Annotated in this window: 19 protein-coding genes and 1 tRNA gene; 5 read left to right on the forward strand and 15 right to left on the reverse strand. The window is 45.1% G+C overall.

Translation table 11 applies throughout. The annotated features are described in order from the left end of the window. Nucleotide 1: 1 nt before the first annotated feature. The 4 genes from D2V93_RS09165 to D2V93_RS09180 all read right to left on the reverse strand — a co-directional run bounded on the left by D2V93_RS09165 (nt 2) and on the right by D2V93_RS09180 (nt 3,256). The gene (locus tag D2V93_RS09165; protein ID WP_119619261.1) at nt 2-679 is read right to left on the reverse strand and encodes a 3'-5' exonuclease; all 678 of its coding nucleotides are present in this window, start codon (nt 677-679) and stop codon (nt 2-4) included. Continuing rightward, nucleotides 679-2,598 (reverse strand): DUF294 nucleotidyltransferase-like domain-containing protein, encoded by a 1,920-nt coding sequence (locus D2V93_RS09170; protein WP_119619262.1) that lies wholly within the window; start codon nt 2,596-2,598, stop codon nt 679-681. The genes D2V93_RS09165 and D2V93_RS09170 overlap by 1 nt, the downstream gene beginning before the upstream one ends. A gap of 299 nt (nt 2,599-2,897) precedes the next feature. Then, a complete protein-coding gene (locus D2V93_RS09175; protein WP_072879180.1) occupies nt 2,898-3,086 on the reverse strand; it encodes a hypothetical protein in 189 nt (62 codons plus the stop codon). 96 nt (nt 3,087-3,182) lie between these two features. After that, nucleotides 3,183-3,256: transfer RNA gene (locus tag D2V93_RS09180), tRNA-Met, on the reverse strand. 139 nt (nt 3,257-3,395) lie between these two features. Between D2V93_RS09180 and D2V93_RS09185 the strand changes: the two genes are divergently transcribed. Beyond that, the gene (locus D2V93_RS09185; protein WP_072879410.1) at nt 3,396-3,779 is read left to right on the forward strand and encodes an START-like domain-containing protein; all 384 of its coding nucleotides are present in this window, start codon (nt 3,396-3,398) and stop codon (nt 3,777-3,779) included. 54 nt (nt 3,780-3,833) lie between these two features. Beyond that, entirely contained in the window at nt 3,834-4,688 is an 855-nt protein-coding gene (locus D2V93_RS09190) for an aminotransferase class IV (RefSeq protein ID WP_072879182.1), read from the forward strand. On the opposite strand, the gene D2V93_RS09195 is transcribed toward D2V93_RS09190, so the two are convergent. From D2V93_RS09195 to D2V93_RS09215, 5 genes are all read right to left on the reverse strand, one after another. Beyond that, the gene (locus tag D2V93_RS09195) at nt 4,681-5,241 is read right to left on the reverse strand and encodes a YqgE/AlgH family protein (protein WP_072879412.1); all 561 of its coding nucleotides are present in this window, start codon (nt 5,239-5,241) and stop codon (nt 4,681-4,683) included. The genes D2V93_RS09190 and D2V93_RS09195 overlap by 8 nt on opposite strands. 123 nt (nt 5,242-5,364) lie before the next feature. Next, nucleotides 5,365-5,637: an HU family DNA-binding protein gene (locus tag D2V93_RS09200; protein WP_072879184.1), complete on the reverse strand. Its 273-nt coding sequence runs from the start codon at nt 5,635-5,637 to the stop codon at nt 5,365-5,367. A 177-nt stretch (nt 5,638-5,814) separates the two neighbouring features. Beyond that, nucleotides 5,815-6,780 (reverse strand): methionyl-tRNA formyltransferase, encoded by a 966-nt coding sequence (gene fmt / locus D2V93_RS09205; RefSeq protein WP_119619263.1) that lies wholly within the window; start codon nt 6,778-6,780, stop codon nt 5,815-5,817. Beyond that, nucleotides 6,758-8,653, reverse strand: coding sequence for a RecQ family ATP-dependent DNA helicase (locus D2V93_RS09210; protein WP_072879188.1), 1,896 nt, complete (start codon nt 8,651-8,653; stop codon nt 6,758-6,760). Before D2V93_RS09210 ends, fmt begins: the two co-directional genes overlap by 23 nt. Beyond that, the gene (locus tag D2V93_RS09215) at nt 8,653-9,216 is read right to left on the reverse strand and encodes an AAA family ATPase (RefSeq protein WP_072879190.1); all 564 of its coding nucleotides are present in this window, start codon (nt 9,214-9,216) and stop codon (nt 8,653-8,655) included. The genes D2V93_RS09210 and D2V93_RS09215 overlap by 1 nt, the downstream gene beginning before the upstream one ends. 87 nt (nt 9,217-9,303) lie before the next feature. On the opposite strand from D2V93_RS09215, the gene D2V93_RS09220 reads away from it, so the two are divergent. The 3 genes from D2V93_RS09220 to murA all read left to right on the forward strand — a co-directional run bounded on the left by D2V93_RS09220 (nt 9,304) and on the right by murA (nt 11,653). Then, nucleotides 9,304-9,591 carry a DUF493 family protein gene (locus D2V93_RS09220; protein WP_119619264.1) on the forward strand — a complete coding sequence of 96 codons (288 nt, stop codon included), beginning with the start codon at nt 9,304-9,306 and terminating at the stop codon, nt 9,589-9,591. An 86-nt stretch (nt 9,592-9,677) separates the two neighbouring features. Further along, nucleotides 9,678-10,331, forward strand: coding sequence for a DUF4290 domain-containing protein (locus tag D2V93_RS09225; RefSeq protein ID WP_072879194.1), 654 nt, complete (start codon nt 9,678-9,680; stop codon nt 10,329-10,331). Between the two features lie 14 nt (nt 10,332-10,345). Further along, the gene (murA, locus tag D2V93_RS09230; RefSeq protein WP_119619265.1) at nt 10,346-11,653 is read left to right on the forward strand and encodes a UDP-N-acetylglucosamine 1-carboxyvinyltransferase; all 1,308 of its coding nucleotides are present in this window, start codon (nt 10,346-10,348) and stop codon (nt 11,651-11,653) included. A gap of 77 nt (nt 11,654-11,730) precedes the next feature. Here murA and D2V93_RS09235 read toward each other — a convergent pair whose 3' ends face one another. The 6 genes from D2V93_RS09235 to D2V93_RS09260 all read right to left on the reverse strand — a co-directional run bounded on the left by D2V93_RS09235 (nt 11,731) and on the right by D2V93_RS09260 (nt 19,025). Continuing rightward, nucleotides 11,731-13,728 carry a tetratricopeptide repeat-containing sensor histidine kinase gene (locus D2V93_RS09235; protein WP_119619266.1) on the reverse strand — a complete coding sequence of 666 codons (1,998 nt, stop codon included), beginning with the start codon at nt 13,726-13,728 and terminating at the stop codon, nt 11,731-11,733. 140 nt (nt 13,729-13,868) lie between these two features. After that, nucleotides 13,869-14,873: a pirin family protein gene (locus tag D2V93_RS09240; protein ID WP_119619267.1), complete on the reverse strand. Its 1,005-nt coding sequence runs from the start codon at nt 14,871-14,873 to the stop codon at nt 13,869-13,871. 128 nt (nt 14,874-15,001) lie between these two features. Continuing rightward, on the reverse strand, nt 15,002-16,429 hold the full coding sequence (locus D2V93_RS09245; protein ID WP_119619268.1) for an amidohydrolase: 1,428 nt from the start codon (nt 16,427-16,429) through the stop codon (nt 15,002-15,004). Nucleotides 16,430-16,520: 91 nt separating this feature from the next. After that, complete coding sequence (locus D2V93_RS09250) at nt 16,521-17,834, reverse strand: cryptochrome/photolyase family protein (RefSeq protein ID WP_119619269.1); 1,314 nt, start codon at nt 17,832-17,834, stop codon at nt 16,521-16,523. Continuing rightward, a complete protein-coding gene (locus tag D2V93_RS09255; protein ID WP_119619270.1) occupies nt 17,831-18,526 on the reverse strand; it encodes an SDR family NAD(P)-dependent oxidoreductase in 696 nt (231 codons plus the stop codon). The genes D2V93_RS09250 and D2V93_RS09255 overlap by 4 nt, the downstream gene beginning before the upstream one ends. A 1-nt stretch (nt 18,527) precedes the next feature. Continuing rightward, the gene (locus D2V93_RS09260; RefSeq protein WP_072879209.1) at nt 18,528-19,025 is read right to left on the reverse strand and encodes an SRPBCC family protein; all 498 of its coding nucleotides are present in this window, start codon (nt 19,023-19,025) and stop codon (nt 18,528-18,530) included. Nucleotides 19,026-19,172 lie beyond the last annotated feature (147 nt).

Genomic DNA, 19,172 nt, shown 5'->3' on the forward strand with positions numbered 1-19,172 from the left:
CCTAAAGACTGAATCTTGGAGGATCTTGTTTTTTAATGAGATCCTTTAAGTTTCTTGGGGTCAACTTTTCTACAATCCGTAAAAACGCAATTGCGGTAATGAGTGCATCACCAAGGGCAGTATGCCTATCTTTTTTGGAGATGCTGAACTTTTCGGCCAACTCATCCAAGGCATATTTTTCTTTCTTATGGAGCACATTTGAGGTGAGTAGGGTCCGTTTGTAGAGTAGCCCTGTGTCCAGGGTTTTGTTTTTTAGCTTGGGAAGCCCGTTCCTTCTGAGTGCTGCATTGACCATATTTACATCGAACATTACATGGTGGCCAACCAGCACATGGTTTTTGATGTAGTGGAGGAACAATTTAAGGGCATCCAGTTCGGAAATGCGTTCTCTTTTGCCATTCCTGAGTATACCGTGGATTCCAGCGCTTTCGGCATCGTAATGCTCTTGATGGATATAGACTTCAAAACTGTCCTTCACGGCTATGCTGCCGTTCAACAATTTCACTGCACCAATGCATAACATTCTGTCCCTGTCCAAACGGAATCCTGTGGTCTCGGTATCCCAGACAATAAAGGTGTTATCGTGCACCTTCTCGGGAAGTTTTTGCTGGAAAACATCCTCATATTCCCGCCAAAAGGAAGGGAGCTCCAGTTGTTTTTTAGGGGAGAAAGGCCACATCACCGTAACAGATTTTTGACTTGGAACCGTATCTCGATCAACGATTGGATCTCTTTGATGGTTTTGAACGTCCTTTTCAGTTTGATTTTTTCTTCTTTGTTCAATTTGTCCAAAGCGATGAACCTGCCCGAATCGTTGTGCAACAACCCATGTTTGGTCCTGAACTTCAAAAGCGCTTTGCTGGCATAGGAACAGGCGAGGTAGAGTTCACGGTTCTGGGGCTCCAGTTCTGCCAGTTTTTCATAACGCTCGGACGTATTGTTGATGGACTTCACGGAGTGCGAGAGGATAAGTACCCGAGCTGCATCTACCATGGGCATCAAAGCACGTAGTTTTAGGTCGAAGAAATCTTTGTGCGCACCATCCTGTTCCACCAAAAAATCCCTAAAAAACCCTGATGGGGAAGGATTCTGCAATGCGCCGCTCGCCAAATGGGCAAGGAACTGTGGAAATTTCTTCACGTTGTCAAAAATGTGCAGCGAAAGCTGATCGGCCAGTGCCTTTTCACCAAAGGTGACATTGAAATCAAAAAAGATGGAGGACAGCAGCACTTCTTCTGGTCCAGGATTGCCCATCCAGTGGGTGGTCACTTCTTTCCATTCATCCAGACTATGGCACCACAATGGATTGGAGGCCATCATTTCCGCCGGGCAATATTCAAACCCGATGGTGTTCAGTTCAGTGGATATGATACTCCCGAGCTTTAGGAAATAGTTGCGCGTTGTCTCGGACTCCTCTTCAGGTACATTTTCATAAAGTATGGCATTGTCCTGATCGGTGTTCAGTAATTGCTCGCCCCTGCCTTGGCTACCCATGGTGAGCCATGTAAACTTGGCAGGCGGTTCCGTTTCCATTTTTTTGATGCAGATGTCGATGATCTGTTTGATGGTGGCATCATTGAGTTCGGATATGATCTTTGAGACCAGCCCAATGGGGATGTTCTCCTCCAAATATCCTTGCAACAAGCTCATGATGCCTTGCCTGATACCCCTCAGACGCTTGGAGTCCTTAGCCCTTTTTATGGCCCGTAGCAGTACGGCGGGATTGTTCCCCATGGCCACCATGATATCGTGGTTTGAAAGTATCCCTACTGCAGGCGTGTCAGTGGTTCCATCCTCTGTGAGCACAAGATGGCTGATGTTGCTCTTCATCATGGCCATTTGGGCCTGTGTCACCGTCAGTTCCTTCGGATAGGTGATGGCGGGTGTGGTCATGATGGATTTGGCACTGCCTGTAATGGGAAATAGCCCGGTCGCCACTTTTTCCCTCAAATCCTTATCGGTGATGATTCCCATGGGCAAACCGTCCTTTACTACCAAGATACAGCTTACATTTTGCTTACCCATGGTGTTGGCGATGGTCTTTATCTGGGTGCCCTCGGTACAGGTGACCAAATCCGAGGAATACCGCACGGGCTGAAGGTCCAGCAATTTGGTCTCTTGGCCATTGCCCGGTTCGTTGCTGATCCCATATAATTTTCCCCGATGTTTTTGGGAGTAGGGATTTCGGGTGTTGGAGGCAAAACTTTCGATCAAAAAGTCACCGACCTGATGGTTCTGCAGGGCAAGGGGCTTGAACTCCTTGATGGGGATGGCATAGAGTATGGTCTCCTCATGTGCCTTGGCCTCCAGTTTATAGTTCTCATGGGCCAGCAAGGGACGCAGGCCAAAAACGTCGCCCTCATCACAAATGTCCAGGATTTGGGTGGAACCTTTTTTGGTGAGGGCGACGGCGCCTTTATGGACCACATAAAAACAATCGTGCGGGGCCTCCTTCTCCGAGAATACGATGCTGTTGCTTTCCTTGTGCACAATGGTCACTTCATAGGAAAGGGCTGCGAGCTGACCGCTTTCCAATGCACTGAACGGAGGATAGTTCTTAAGAAAATCCGCGACACGTTCGGAAATGGTGTTTTTCATACTACAAAAGTAAGCCTTGGATTCTATTTTTGGAGGTCGCCCAAAAAGGAATTCTACATCTGTGCATTCATTTCATTTGCTAGGGAAAAAATGAAAATTTTCATCGTTTTCAATTTGAATAGCGTAATAGAATTGGCGGTGGCCAATATAAAGAAACGACCAGAGCCAAAGAAATCAACTCTGTCCACAGTAGCCATGCTGATTATTTTCCATCGTTTGTCTTATTGTAGGCCCGTATCATAAGTATGGACCAGACGGCCACCAGAACAATGACTGCGATGGAAAACCAAAGGACGATTTCATTTGCCGTCATTGTCCACAAGTTTTAGGTAAATCATAACACCCAAGAGCGTTGGCGCCCATAGACCTACAAAAAGTCCATGTTCCGGGCTTCCGTTGAGGAATAAATATTCTGCGACAAGGATGATCAAGGCGCATAAGATGAGCATGAGCAAATTGGCAGTTCCCAGCTTTTTGAAGTAGTTCATTCGAAGGTTGGTTTAAAGTCTTCAAGTTAGGAAAAAAAGGATATGGAAGAAATAAAAAAAAGCCATCCAACTGAAGACCAGTTAAATGACTTTTTGTAGCGAGAGGGAGACTTGAACTCCCGACCTCAGGGTTATGAATCCTGCGCTCTAACCACCTGAGCTACCTCGCCGTGATTCTGTTAAGCGGGTGCAAATATATAGTTTAATTTTTGCTGAATCAAAATTCGGGATTAATTTATTATTTGACATTTATTTTTTTATCTTCCCAAACTATATCAAATGTTGAAAAGGATTAATCAGGACATTATAATGAGCGATAAGGTTAAATTTGAAATTGAATTTGTCATACAAGCATCCCCACAGTTGCTTTACCAATATATATCCACGCCTTCGGGCCTATCCGAATGGTATGCGGACAATGTGAATTCCCGTGGTGAAATGTTCACCTTTATCTGGGATGGGGCAGAGGAGAAGGCCAAAATGCTCAAACGGAAAAGTGAGGAATTTGTAAAATTTTCATGGGTGGAGAATGAGGACAGTTCCTTTTTTGAAATGCGCATCATTGTGGATGAGATCACCAAGGATGTTTCTCTTTTCATAACAGATTTTGCGGAAGACGATGAAGTGGACGAGGCCAAAATGCTCTGGGAAAACCAAATATCCGACCTGAAACAAGTTCTGGGTTCCAAATAGAACGTTTCTCCATGATACCGTATCTTTGGTCCCGATAAAAAAGGGACTTTTTTCATGTTCAATTATAACGGTAAACTTTTTTCTGACGATACCCATGTACTCTCCCATACCAACAGGGGGCTGAAATATGGTGATGCGCTTTTTGAGACGCTCAGATGTGTCCACGGCACCCTCTTTTTCTGGGAGGAACACTATTTTAGGCTGATGGCCTCCATGCGTATCCTCAGAATGGAGATTCCCATGGAGTTCACCTTGGAGTTTTTGGAAAAAGAAATACAGAAGACCATTGAGGGTAACCAACAGCAGAATGCCCCAGTAAGGGTGAGGCTGACAATTTTCAGAAAAGGGGAAGGACTCTATGGCCCTGAGACGAACAATATATCCTACCTTATTGAAACCAAAACCATGGACTCCCCGTTCTATTTATTGAATGAAGGGGACTATGAAGTGGAGATCTTCAAGGACTATTATGTGAACAAGGATATGCTGTCCAATCTAAAGACCACGAACAAACTGCTGCACGTGGTGGCCAGTGTCTATGCCAAGGAAAATGGGTACGCCAATTGTCTTTTGGTGAACACGGACAAGCAAGTGGTGGAAGGTATCAACGGAAATCTTTTTTTGGTCCAGGGCAATGTGGTAAAGACCCCTCCGTTGGCAGACGGGTGCTTGGACGGCATCATCAGAAAAAAAATCATAGAGATTGCTTCAGCCGCCGAAGATTTGGAATTGTTGGAAGAATCCATATCACCATTTGAGCTTCAAAAATCGGACGAGATGTTTTTGACCAACAGCATTGTGGGGATACAGCCCATAAGCAAGTATCGAAAAAAGCAATTTGGGAACACTGTCAGTAAAAGTTTGGTGGGCAAACTGAATGCTAGGGCTAGGATGTCCCAGACTAATTAAGGGACGGATTCTCCGGTGCGTTGGACCAAAGGAGGTAATCACCGCCCAATTCGACCATTTTTTCCTTCCAGAACGCTATGGACGATTTTTCGAGGATACCACTTTGGTATTCGTTCTGTACCACGATCCAAGATTTTGAGGAAAGTTCTTGGTCCAATTGGCTGGAACCCCACCCCGAATATCCCAAAAAGAAACGGATATCCTGTTCGCTAATGACCCGATTGTTGATGAGTTCCACGGTCTTTTCAAAATTACCGCCCCAAAAAATACCGTCGGAAATCTCCACACTGCCCTCAATGAGATGGGGTACTTTGTGGATGAAGTATAGATTGTCCTGCTCGACAGGTCCTCCGTTGAACACTTGAAAGGGAATGGTAATATCAGAAATGAGATCACAAATGGTATAGTCCAAGGGTTTGTTCAGGATAAAACCGACTGAGCCCTCCTGATTATGCTCTGCCAGAAGCACCACGGACCTGTTAAAGGATACATCCCCGGTAAGCGAAGGTTCCGCAACAAGCAATTTCCCTTTTTTTGGTTTATGGCCCACCATTTTCATAGGAGTCAAACTTCTTATTTGTTGTATAATATACAACATTTATGAAAACTGGAAACCCTATGAATTAAAAAAGCACTTCCTCAAGGAAGTGCTTTTATATATTAAAACAATAATTGATTAGTTAACTGCACCGCTCAATTCAGCACCTGCTTTGAACTTTACAACGTTCTTGGCAGCAATCTTGATGGTCTTACCAGTCTGAGGGTTTCTACCTTCTCTGGCACTTCTTTTGGAAACTGACCAAGAACCAAAACCTACCAAGGAAACTCTGTTTCCTTTTTTAAGTGATCCCTCTACATTTCCCAAGAAAGATTCCAATGCCTTTTTTGCTGCTGCCTTAGTGATGCCAGCATCAGCTGCCATAGCATCGATTAATTCTGTTTTGTTCATAATGGAATTAAATTAATTGTTGTTAAAATAATTTTAATGCTGAACAAATTTATACGGATTTGGCAGTAACACAAGTAAAACCAAGGGAAATACAGGTTTTTGTTGATAACTTCAAACGTTTGTTGATAAAGTGGGAAAAAATTGACACTTTTTTGCCAGCCCAATCATAGCAAGGGATTAGCGGAGATGTGCATCCCCATCCAGATTCAATCCGTTCAAAACCTCGTTGACCTTCATCCGACGCTTTCCAGAAAATTGAAGTTCCAACAAATTTAGATAACCGCCCTCAACAGCCACTTTCATGGATTTTTTATCTGCAATCAACTTTCCAACCATAAGTTCATGTTTTGCTGGCTCCATTTGTGTCGCATAAATTTTCAAGGGCTCTTCCACGCCATTATTGACGATGGTGGTCCATGCCCCGGGATAGGGGCTAAGTCCCCTGATATGGTTATGGATATCTTCTAGGGTAGCGTTCCAATCGATGAGGCAGGTTTCCTTATGGATCTTGGGAGCGGGCTTTAGCGCGCCGCTTTCTTTCTGTTCGCTTACGGTGACTGTCCCGGCTGCAATCTGTTTGCAGGTGTCCACGACCAGGTCGGCACCAATTTGCATCAATCGGTCGTGCAGGCTCCCAGCAGTGTCCTCAAGGCTTATTTTTTCCTTGGCTTGAAGTATGATGTTTCCCGTATCTATCTCTTCATCAATAAAAAAGGTAGTGACCCCGGTTTCCGTTTCCCCGTTTATGATGGCCCAGTTGATGGGTGCCGCTCCGCGGTATTGGGGCAGGAGAGAAGCATGAAGGTTAAAGGTGCCATGTTCCGGCATGTGCCAGACCGCTTTGGGCAGCATCCTAAAGGCCACGACCACTTGCAGATTGGCATTAAGGCTTTTGAGTTCTTCCAAAAAGCCCCCATCCTTTAAATTGACAGGCTGCAACACCCTCAATTGGTGCTGTACTGCAAACTCTTTGACAGCAGATTGTTGCACTTTGCGGCCACGTCCAGCGGCCCTGTCCGGTGCGGTGACAACGCCGACCACGTTCAGTCCGGCATCCAAGATGCGTGCAAGGCTCCCAACGGCAAAGTCGGGCGTGCCCATGAACACGATGCGTAGGTCCTTATTTTTTGATAGTGTACTCATTTCTTGTGTTTAGTAGGACTATTTCGTCCTCAAGTAACTGCTGTAAGGTCTTCAAAAGTGCTTTCTCATCGGCACCCGTAGCTTTTTCCAACTGCCTTGAAGTGCTTGGCGCGATCTGCAATAGGGCCAATACCCGTTCTTCGAGGTTAGGTAGCGATTCTTTCTTTTCCTTTCTGGTACAAATATCGCAAGTGCCACACTTTTCCTTGGTGCTTTCACCAAAATATTTCAAAAGATAACTGCTCCGACATTCCTCCCTGTTGTCAATATAGCCCAGCATGGCCATCATGTTGTTTTGTTTTACCCTGTTGAAATCCCGGATTTTTTTTGCGAAGGGATTGATGGTGTGGTCATCTTCCCTAGGGACCAAAAAGGTGATTTCGAGATCACTGGTCGTGTTTTGGTATTCCACCATGCCATCTTCAGCAAGCTGATGCAGTATTTTTTTGAGTCTGGCCTCTTTTTCATTGGTTTTTTTGGAGAGCAGGTACAGGTCAATCTTGGTGTCGTATTCCGTGATACCACCATAGGTCCGCAAAATGGTCTGGACCACAGGGGCCGTGCCACGGTTTTTCCCTAAATAGTCAAAGATGGCGTCTTTGGATGCAATGAACCTCAATGTGTTCTTTTCGCTGAAATTTTCGGAAAGCGAAAGTACCGAGTTTTGGTCCAGGATACGAAATGCATGGAAGGCCATGTTGGGATTGAACCCATAACGGCTACAAAACTCATTGAACTTAAAGGACAGGGGTTCGGGGACCAACTCCCCGTAGGAAACCTGAAAATGGTTGTTCAGTTTGGAATATACTTTTTTTACAAAATCCACATCGGGCAAGGACGACAAAAATTGCTCTTTGGCCCGTTCCTTGTCCTCGTTGGAGGTGAGGATGATGGCTGTGGATGGCTTGCCGTCCCTGCCTGCCCTTCCAGCTTCTTGAAAATAGCTTTCCAGACTGTCCGGCACTTGATAATGGATCACCAAGCGTACATCGGGTTTGTCCACGCCCATACCAAAGGCATTCGTGGCCACCATCACCCGAATTTCACCACTTAACCAAAGGTTAAGTTTTTGCTCTTTTTCGGATTTGGTGATGCCGCCATGAAAAAAAGCGGATGTAAATCCTTGTTTGATCAAAAAGTTGGACAGGGACACACACATTTTCCGGGATCGGACGTAGACAATGGAGCTTCCGGGTATCTTGCCCATATACTTGTTGAGCTGGTACAGCTTGTCCTCGGTATGTTTTACCTTGAACGCAATATTGGCCCTGGTGAAAGAATCCTTGAAGACCTCTGCCTTATCCATTCCAAGGTTTTCCAAGATGTCTTCCACCACCTGGGGCGTGGCTGTTGCGGTCAAGGCCATCATGGGAATACCTGGGGCCAGTTCCCTTAGGATGGCACAGCCCAAATAGGCAGGCCTGAAATCGTTTCCCCATTGTGAGATGCAGTGTGCCTCGTCAATGGCAATAAGGTTTACGTTCATCTCTTGGATACGTTCCTGGACGATGCTCTGCTGTAAGCGTTCGGGGGAGAGGTACAGGAATTTATAGTTGCCATAAAGGCAATTGTCCAGAAGGTCGTTGAGTTCATCAAATGGGATACCACCTGTCAACGCAATCGCTTTGACCCCTCTTTTTTTCAGTTGGGCCACCTGGTCTTGGATTAGGGCCACCAAAGGTGACACCACGATGCAGAGGCCTTCTTGGGCCAGTGCGGGTACCTGATAGCAGATGGATTTCCCCCCCCCAGTAGGCATTAGGGCCAGGACGTCCCTTCCTGAAAGCACGGCATCTATAATGGCTTTTTGGGATCCCCGAAAAGCATCATGGCCCCAGAATTCTTTTAGAATGGCAGTGGTCTCCTTTTGCACTACATTTTTTTAAGGGTTTCCAGAATGAAGGAAATACGCTCGGGGACAATGTCTTTGGGCACTTCAATGGGCTCGTAGCCGTACTGGGAATAGGTGTTCATCAAGGCATGGTGTATTTTTTCCGCCTCTTCAAAGGTCTCTAGGCGCTCATTGTCCGAGACATATATTTCTTCCCATGGCGGTACAATGAAAACGGAATCGTACCGATGGTCATTAATGTATTTCACAAACTCCTCATCATAGTCCTGTCCAAAGAAATCCATATAGGCAAGGACATCGGGGATGCCACGGTCGAAAAAACTGATGGGCGCATCTATCTTAAGCGATTCCTTGTAATGTGCGGTACGACCTTCCAGTAGATCTTTGTTGAACTGCAGGGCATCATCAACAAAAACCAACGGGTTGGAAACGAAGACATTGGATTGTCCCCCTTCTTTCGCCTTGGAGGTCATATCCCTTATGATTTCATGGAAACAATGGAACCCCTTGTTTTCCAGACCTTTGATGATAGATGTTTTCCCTGTTCCAGGAGCTCCGGTAATGACTGTTTTGTTCTTGCCCAAACGCACTATTTTATCTTTACAAAGTAATGAAATCGCCCGAAGGAAAAAAAATTGTCGGTTAAGCCATATATTTGTAAAAAATACAAGATGGAGAAGGAGAACACGGATGAGTTTTATGCCAGGCTCAAAGAGCAATTGTTGGAGAATACCAGTTGGCCTTCCAACTACCTGTACAAGTTCATAGTACCCACGGACGAAGAACGCATCGCGCAGATCCAAGATATTTTTGATAATACGGGTGCGGTCATTGAGTCCAAAAAATCAAAAAACGGCAACTATACCAGTCTTTCCATTACCGTGAACTTGAAAGATCCGGACGAGGTCATCAAAAAATATAAGGAAGTGGCCGTCGTAGAGGGCGTTATTTCCTTGTAAGTACAAAGATTGCCATAATTTTACTATTTTGCGGACGTTATCGGATAGATACTTCGCCATAACATAACTTCATTAAATCCTTTGATTTGAACCTAGTAGAAAATTTAGAATACAACACCGAACGCCCAAAGCTTTTTATACCGGAATATGGCCGTCATTTTCAGAAAATGGTGGATCATGCCGTTTCCATAGCGGACAGGGACGAACGCAATAAAGAGGCCAAGGCCATCATCAGCGTAATGGGCAATTTGCAGCCCCATTTAAGGGACGTACCCGACTTTCAGCATAAGTTGTGGGACCAATTGTTCATCATGTCCGATTTTAAATTGGATGTGGACTCCCCATTTCCCATTACTTCCAAGGAAGTTTTGCAACAGCGTCCAGAGCCATTGGAATACCCACAGAACCACCCCAAATACCGTTTTTATGGCAACAACATCAAGCGAATGATCGATGTAGCCGTAAAATGGGAAAAAGGTGACATGCGTTCCGGTCTGGAATATGCCATTGCCAACCACATGAAGAAGTGTTATCTGAACTGGAACAAGGACACTGTTGAGGATTCTGCCATCTTCGTACATTTGAAAGAAATGAGCGATGGACAAATAGATTTGGCCAGAGACGGGGAGAACTTGACCGAGAGTGGACAGTTCCTCAAAAATCGCCCTGCCAAGTCCAATAGGAACAACAACGGTGGAGCAAAAAAGAATCAGCAGCGTAGCCGAAAGAAAAGATACTAAACTCTAGACGGTCCATGGGTACATTTCGAATTGAGGGTGGCCACCAGTTGCAAGGTGAAATTACGCCCCAAGGTGCAAAGAACGAGGCATTGCAGATTCTTTGTGCCGTATTGCTTTCCGAAGAAAAAATTACCATCAACAACATACCTGACATTGTAGATGTCAATAAATTGATTGCCCTTTTGGAAGATTTAGGCGTCAAAATCCAGAAGAAGGGGAAGGGTTCCTACACCTTCAAGGCGGACGATATCAATTTGGAATATCTACAATCGACCCAGTTCAAGGAAGATGGAAGGGGCCTTAGAGGTTCCATCATGTTGGTCGGGCCTCTGTTGGCCAGGTTTGGCAAGGGATATATTCCAAAACCTGGAGGGGACAAAATTGGAAGGCGCAGATTGGATACCCACTTCGAAGGCTTTATCAAACTGGGGGCGAAGTTCCGATATAACAAGGAAGAATATTTCTATGGGGTGGAAGCGGAAAAACTTACCGGAACCCACATGCTGTTGGACGAGGCCTCGGTGACGGGCACGGCCAACATTGTGATGGCCGCTGTAATGGCCGAGGGCATTACCACCATCTATAACGCTGCTTGCGAGCCCTATTTGCAGCAATTGTGCAAAATGCTGAACCGTATGGGTGCCAAGATTTCAGGAATCGGCTCCAACCTGCTCACCATTGAGGGGGTGAAGGTTCTGGGCGGTACCGAGCACACCATGCTGCCCGATATGATCGAGATCGGTAGCTGGATAGGACTGGCAGCCATGACCCGTAGCGAGCTCACCATCAAAAATGTGAGCTGGGACGATTTGGGCCAGATTCCCGCCGTGTTCCGAAAATTGGGGATTACCATCGAGCGCAAGAACGATGACATCTTCATTCCAAAACATGAAAAGGGCTATCAGATACAGAATTTTATAGACGGTTCCATATTGACCATCGCCGATGCACCATGGCCAGGATTTACTCCGGATTTGTTGAGTATCGTTCTTGTGGTGGCAACTCAGGCCAAAGGGGAAGTGCTCATCCATCAAAAAATGTTCGAGAGCCGACTTTTCTTTGTGGACAAACTCATTGATATGGGAGCCAAAATCATTCTTTGCGACCCGCACCGCGCCACGGTCATAGGACATGATTTTAAATCGACATTGAAGGCCACCACCATGACCTCACCGGATATCAGGGCAGGGATTTCCTTGTTGATAGCGGCCCTTTCGGCCAAGGGAACATCCACTATCCATAATATTGAGCAAATCGATCGCGGGTATGAGAATATCGACGAGCGGTTAAGGGCCATTGGTGCCCATATCGTAAGGGTCTAGTGCAGCTTTTTCTACTAGCATAAATCCCCCTATCCGAATTGGTTCATTCTTTCAAAAAGGAAGTGAATTAAATGGAGTTAACTGACCTTTTGATTTGTGGATTGGTCTTTGGGAATACTGATGGTCACTCTTGTGCCAGTTTCGTCACCATTGCCCAAGTTCTCGATTTTGATCAGTTCCTGATCCGAGAATTTTCGTAGTGCATTGATTCTTTTTTCCGTGATGGACATTCCCCTTGAAGTCCTTTTTTCCTTGCCTTCACTGGGTTTTGGATTGAAACCAACGCCGTTGTCCTCTATGATACATTCAATATGGTCGGATTTGTCATTGAATGAAATCTGTAGGTGTTTTGGCCCTTCAAGGGGCAGCAACCCATGGATTATGGCATTTTCAATATAGGGTTGCACCAACAACATGGGGACTTCATTTTGGTATAGGTCCAGGTTCTCATCAATGTTGAAACTATAATTGAAGGAGTTGTCGAAGCGTAGAGCTTCGAGTTCCACGTAAATTTTGAGCAGTTCTATTTCTTCCTTGAGCACCAAGTTGACGTTCACGGAGCTTTCCAATACCTGTCGGAGCAATTTTGAAAACTTGGACAAGTATTTCAGGGCATTTTCCTTATCATTGGAGTTGATCAGATGTTTGATGGAATTCAGGGAGTTAAAAATGAAGTGTGGGTTCATTTGTGCGCGCAACATCCGTTTCTCCAATTGGGTGTTCATGGACTCAATCACTTCATTCTGATGGGAGATTACCCTGTTTTTATCCAATAGTTCAGCGTTCGATTTTTTCTTGGCCAAAAACCGAAAATAGAGTAGACTGGCAGAAAAGAGCAATAATAGGGTGATGATGGTCATATACTCCAACCGCTTGTTGTTCAGGGACACCTCGGTATTGAGTAGGGCCATTTGCAGTTCCCCTTCCTTGATTTCTTTGTCCTTTAAGTAAACCTCATGCTGCACTTGGAGGTTTTGGATTTCCTTGACCTTGGTCTCGTTGTACATACTGTCTCCATAGGCCATGGTCTGGTTCAGGTGATAAATGGCCTGTGTGGGCTTTCCCATGGCCTCGTGTATCTTATAGGCTATTTCATTGGCTTCCCGCTTTTCCATATACCCATCTAAACTGTCCAATGTGCGCAAGCTTTTGGTGGAATAGTCCAAGGCTTCATTGAATTTTTTTTGAAGGAACATAAGATCGGCGAGTTTGTATTGCGCAATTGCAATTTCTTGTTTGATGGATAACTGTTCGGCTAGCTCCAGGGCCCTTAGATAGTAATCATTTGCCATTTGCCATTGCTCTAACTCGACATAGCAACTGGCAATGTTGGAATAATGGGCGCACAATTCAATATTGTCATTCTGTTTTTTATCGTAATCTATTACCTTCAAAAACTTTTCCACGGCGGCTTTATAATCCTTCTTTTCAAAATCAATTCCGGCCAAATTGGCCAATACCACATTTTCCAGTGACGCACGATCACTTTCATTTCCTTTAAAAACAACCAAGGATTTATTTAAACTTTCCACTGCTTTATCATATTGACCCATAGAACCGTACAGAACCCCTATATTGAGGTAAGGTGACGAGGTGTCTTGGTCCAATTGCAACGAATCTATCAACTTGATGCGCTTGAGGTAATAACTTTGGCTTTTTGGATAGTCCCCGATCCTTCTATAAACAATGCCCATGGAATTGTAGACATAGTTCATCCTTTCGAAATCCTGATGCTGAGTGGCCAAGGAAAGACATTTATTCAGGTACTCCAGCGATTCGGCATAACTACCTGTCATGCCATGTGTAAGACCAAGTGAATAAAGGCCATTAATTTCCCCATCCAGATAATTTATTTTTTTGGATTTTTCGATACTCTCCAAAAGAAGCTCCAGGGCTTTGTTTTTGTCATAGGACCTTAAAAGAACTCCCTGTTGTCGCAACAAATTGACCTCGGTAGTATCCCTTGCCGTTTTCAGCAGCTCTTGTATACTGTCAATTTCTTTGGATTGTCCATTACAGAATTCGGTATAGCAAAGCACTGCTATAATGCAAAGTATGGATTGGAACGGCTTCATTGGTTTGGCGGATGATAAACCAATTTATTCTTTTTGCTTGATATATTGAGGTTTAGGCGATTATTTTTATAACAAAATCAATTCTTTATAAGAATTGAAAAGCATGAAATGTGTTACTTTTCTGAAACCGTGTTGAAAAATCAACTTTTTTCCACCAATTTCCCATCAGGATAAAGCGCAAAACGTCCCTTGTCCTTGTCGTGAACATGGTCTGGATAGGGCCATGGCCAACCGCCAAATTGGGTGAGCCGGTATTCTTCCATGGCCTGTTGGATTTCCTCATCGGTATTCATTACAAAGGGACCGTATTTGGCCACAGGTTCCCCAATGGGTTTTCCCTGAAGCAGCATCAAATGGGCTGTTTCATCCCCAATTTGAATGGTAACGTCCTCTGAGGGGTCCAGAACAATCCCAAAGTTGGGATTGATTTTCCTGTCTTCCAAATAGATCTCGGAACCTTTATAAAAATAGAGGACCCGGTTTGCGTCTGGACTTCCTTTTGGCAGAATGTATTCCGAATTGGCCTCTGCATGGATGTTCCAAATAGCCACATCATTATCGGGATTTGCGGCCCATGAATCTGGAGCCGGGTCAATGGCATGTGTCCCCTTGTAGTTGCCAGCAACAACCTTTATCCGAGCATTTTTCTCCTGGACCACAGGAATGTCCTCGTGCCACAACATTTTAAAATGAGGTTCCGCAAATTTTCCTGCTCGGGGTAGGTTCAACCAAATTTGGAACAGTTCCAAGGGGTTTTCCTTGTCATCGTGAAGCAAGGGAAACATCTCGGAATGCTGAACACCCCTTCCGGCGGTCATCCACTGTACATCTCCTTCTCCAAACCTGCCGGCAGCACCCAATGAATCTGAATGATCGCAAAATCCTTTGTTCACAATGGTGATGGTCTCAAACCCACTGTGTGGGTGATAGGGAAAGCCAGGGATGGTCTGCCCGTGGTACATCCGCCATTTTTCCCTTGGATCAAAGTCGTTTCCCAAATTTCGCCCTTTCAGCAATGAAGGGTCGGGTCCCATTTCGCCATTTCCCTTGGGAAAATGATCCAAATGATATACGCTGAACAGAAAGGGATCTATGGTCTGCCATGGGGTGCCCAATGGAAAAGTCTGTATGATGGGTGTGCTCATTTTTTAGTGTTTTGCAGTATTGATTTCAATCCAATACCCTTAGGGATCTTGGATATGGATTTTTGTTGATTTTGAAGTTTGCCGATGAACATGGCAGTATTCAATAGGATGTATTTCATTTCCCAAAATTAATTTCCGGGAATAGGAGGGGGACCATCAATCATGGCCTCGTATTGTTCATCCCCTTTTCGGGTCTTGTATTCTTCTTTTACCTTTTCTACTAATTTAGGGTCCTCAAAAAGGTCCAGCATGGTCATACCCATCGCTTTGGCCGCGTACACCATCCCTTTATGGCCAATGCTCATACCGCCACAGGCCACCACGGCCCATGAGTGCCAAGGGGTATCTTTTGGGGCCACTGTAACGCCGAGATTGATATTGGGCACATTCCAACTTACGTCACCGACATCCGTGGAGCCACCGCCGGGCAGTTCTTCGGTTTCCTTAAGCGGCTTAATTTCTGCATCCATACCCACTTCTGGTTTTCCTGTGGCCTTTTGGATGGCTTTGCCATAGGCAATCTCTTCTTCGGTGTAGCTGATGGGGCCCAATAGTTCCAAATTGCCCTGCATGACCTCACCGCCTGCACGGTTCACCAAGGTCTCATAAATACCGGAGACCAAGGATATTTTGTAGTCTACATTGGCCATGATGGCAGCCCCTTCGGCCATTTTTTTAACTTGCTCGTAAGTGGGAAGCATCACTTTTCGTTTAGGGTCTCTCACCCTCACCCAAATTTTGGCGTAATCGGGCACCACGTTCACCACTTGCCCACCATCTTGGATGTGATAGTGGATACGAGAGGTTGGCCTTATGTGTTCCCTGTAGTAGTTGATTCCTGTTGTGTAAAGCTCCAAGGCATCGGAGGCACTGCGACCGTTCCATGGATCGGCGGAGGCATGGGCAGCTTGCCCATGGAATTCAACAATGAAATCGATCAAAGAAAGTCCACTTTGCACATCGGCCTCGATTTCGGCGGAAGGATGCCAACTCACATTCACATCCACATCGTCCCAAAGCCCAGCTTCCACCATCCATATCTTGCCAAAGAATTTTTCCTCGGCTGGAGTCCCCAAAAATTTTACGGTGCCTTTGATGTTTCCGGCCTCGATTTGTTCCTTAATGGCAATGGCAGCACCAAGACTGGCCGCACCGAACATATTGTGGCCACAGCCATGACCGGGCGCCCCTTCGATTCTTGGATCTTTGCTGGGGACGGTATTTTGGGAAAGTCCAGGCAACGCATCGAATTCACCTAAGACACTTATTACCGGTTTGCCGGAGCCATATGTGGCAGTAAATGCAGTAGGAATGTTCGCCACGCCTCGCGTTACCTGTAGCCCGTTTTTTTCTGCGTAATCGGCCAAGAGCTCGGCAGAAATGGATTCCTCAAAAGCAGTCTCGGCCAAGGCCCAAATGGAATCACTGATCTGTATGAGGTTTTCCTTGTGTTTTTCAATGGAGGCAACAATCTCTTTTTTGTGTTTGGTCATTTTTTGGGCAGATAGGTTCCATGTTATCAGGCTCAAAAGAAGCAAGGTTGGAATTTTTTTCATTGGAAAAAGTTTGAGTTAGTTGGACATTGTAAGTTCAGTCCGAAAATTGGACGACACGGACAAATGGGTACTAAAAATACTTAAAAATGCATCAACCAACAGCCTCTTTGTACACTTTTAGACAGCGTTCCCTGGCCATTTTGTGGTCTACCATCGGGGTAGGGTAGGTAAGTTCTTGAAATTCAGGGACCCACTTGTGGATATATTTCAATTGCTTGTCAAATTTCTCCGCTTGGGTCATGGGGTTGAATATCCTGAAATAGGGTGCAGCATCCACTCCGCTGCCGGCCGCCCATTGCCAATTGCCCACATTGCTGGCGAGTTCATAATCCAATAGTTTTTCGGCAAAATAGGACTCTCCCCAGCGCCAATCTATCAATAAGTGTTTGCAAAGAAAGCTGGCCACCAACATGCGGACCCGGTTGTGCATATAACCTGTGGCATTGAGTTCCCGCATCCCAGCATCCACAAGGGCATAGCCTGTGTTCCCTGCTTTCCAACGTTCAAACTCAGCTTCATTGTTGCGCCATTTGATGCGGTCATACTTGGGTTTGAAGGCATGGTTCACTGTTTTTGGGAAATGCCATAGGATCTGCATGAAGAATTCCCTCCAGATCAGTTCGTTTTGGAAGGTACTGTCCTTTTCGGCAATGGCCTTTTGTATCATTTTGCGAATGGATACGGTCCCAAACCGGAGGTGCGGACCCAATCTGGATGTGCCTTGATGAATTCCTGGATAATCCCTGGTCTGTTTGTAGTCCTGAATCAAATCGGGGGAAACCTTATAATCTGGCACTTTGATGTCAGCGGGTTCAAAGCCGATGTCCTTGAGGCTAAGGTTGGCGAAGGAGGAAGCTTTGTACAGATTTTTGCCCATGAGCGAATGGGTGTCATAATCCACCAAATGGATGGATGGGTTGAATGTTTCCTTCCAACGTTTCATATATGGTGTGTAGACCACATATGGGTCACCGTCATCTTTCACCACATCGTTTTTTTCGAATATGAGCTGATCTTTGAAGGTTTGGAAGCCAACTCCATTTTCTTTAAGATGTGCCTTTACCTTGGTATCCCGTTCGAGGGCGTAGGGTTCATAATCGTGGTTGGTGTACACACATTGAACTTCATATTGGTCCATCAACTTTTTGAAAATGGACAATGGTTCCCCATGGTAGAGGGCTATACCACTTTGATGATTGTCCTGGAGCTGGTTGCGCAGTTTTTGGAGCTGTAGGTGTATGAAGGATACCCGGGGGTCCTTATTTGGAAGGGAGCTTAAGATCTCTTTGTCAAAAATGAATATGGGCAAAACAGGAAAATCACTTTGCAGGGCCTGATATAGGCCCACATTATCGTCCAATCGCAGGTCCCGTCTGAACCAAAAAATGGAAATCCTATCACTCATGGGTTTGTGTTTAGTCTTGACATCCCTCCATCAACAGCGAACACTTGTCCAGTGATCCAGGAATTGTCGGAATCCAACAAAAAAGCGGTCATATGGGCTATATCCTTGGCAACGCCTACCCGTTTCAGAGGATGACGTTCAGCCATCATGGTCTTCTTTTTATCATTGTTCAACAGTCTTCCGGCCAAGGGGGTATCCACCAGTGACGGAGCAATGACGTTTACCCGAACCCTTGGGGCATATTCTGCGGCAAGTGACAGTGCAAAGCCCTCTATGGCACCTTTGGCAGCGGCAACACTGGTGTGGAATGGCATGCCGGTTCCAACGGCTACCGTGCTGAAAAATACCATACTGGAGTTTTCCGTCATTTTGGACATGATTCCTTTGACCACTTTTACCATGGAAAAAAAATTGATTTCCATATCCTCCCTAAAGTTGCCGATATCCATCATTTTCAATGGTTTCAGAGTAATACTCCCGGGGCAGAAGGCAAAACCATGGAGCTCATCTGGAATGCTGATCTTGGAAATATCGTCCCTTAGGACATCGAACTGGATATGCTTGGCATCGATTCCGTCCAAATCGCCAACTGTTCTTGAGGCTACATATATATCGTATTTGGTGGATAATTGTTTTGCAACCTCCAAACCAATACCGTAGGAACCCCCTATCAGTAGTATATTTTTTCGCATCTTAAACTGTCTTGAATTCCAATGTGCTATTAGTTGAGGGAACCGCCCCGAAAATACTGGAGAGTTTTTGCTCGCGATATTTGAAAATTTTCAATAATTCTTTTTTGACCAAAATGGAATGTCCCCATCTTCCCAAGATTCCAAAGGGCAGCTTATAGTCTATCACATCCTCCATCTCCACACCATTGTCAACCGGTCTCAAAAAATGTTTGTGGTGCCAAAGGGCATATGGCCCGAAACGTTGTTCGTCCACAAAATAACTACCTTCATGCACATGTGTAATTTCCGTGACCCAACGCGTTGTCATGAACGGAAATGGTTTCACAATGTATTGTATGATCTGGCCGGCATACATGCTTTTCTCGGCACCCGAGAGAATGTGGAACCCCATATGGGTAGGGGTGATGACCTGAAGGTTAGTTGGATCGGATAAGAATTTCCAAGCTTCATCCATGGATATCGGAAGAAATTGCTTTGAACGGAGCTGATATAGTTTCATCAAACACTTTTCACCAAAGATACAATTTTGTTTAAAGAAATATGTTTTTAATTAAACAAAAAAGTGTGCACTATCCTATCGGTTACATCTCCCAAAGTAAATTTCTTTTAAGAATTTCTTAACAATTGACCGATTTCTTTTGGTATA

This window comes from Flagellimonas taeanensis (genome assembly GCF_003584105.1).
GTDB classification, from domain to species: domain Bacteria; phylum Bacteroidota; class Bacteroidia; order Flavobacteriales; family Flavobacteriaceae; genus Flagellimonas; species Flagellimonas taeanensis.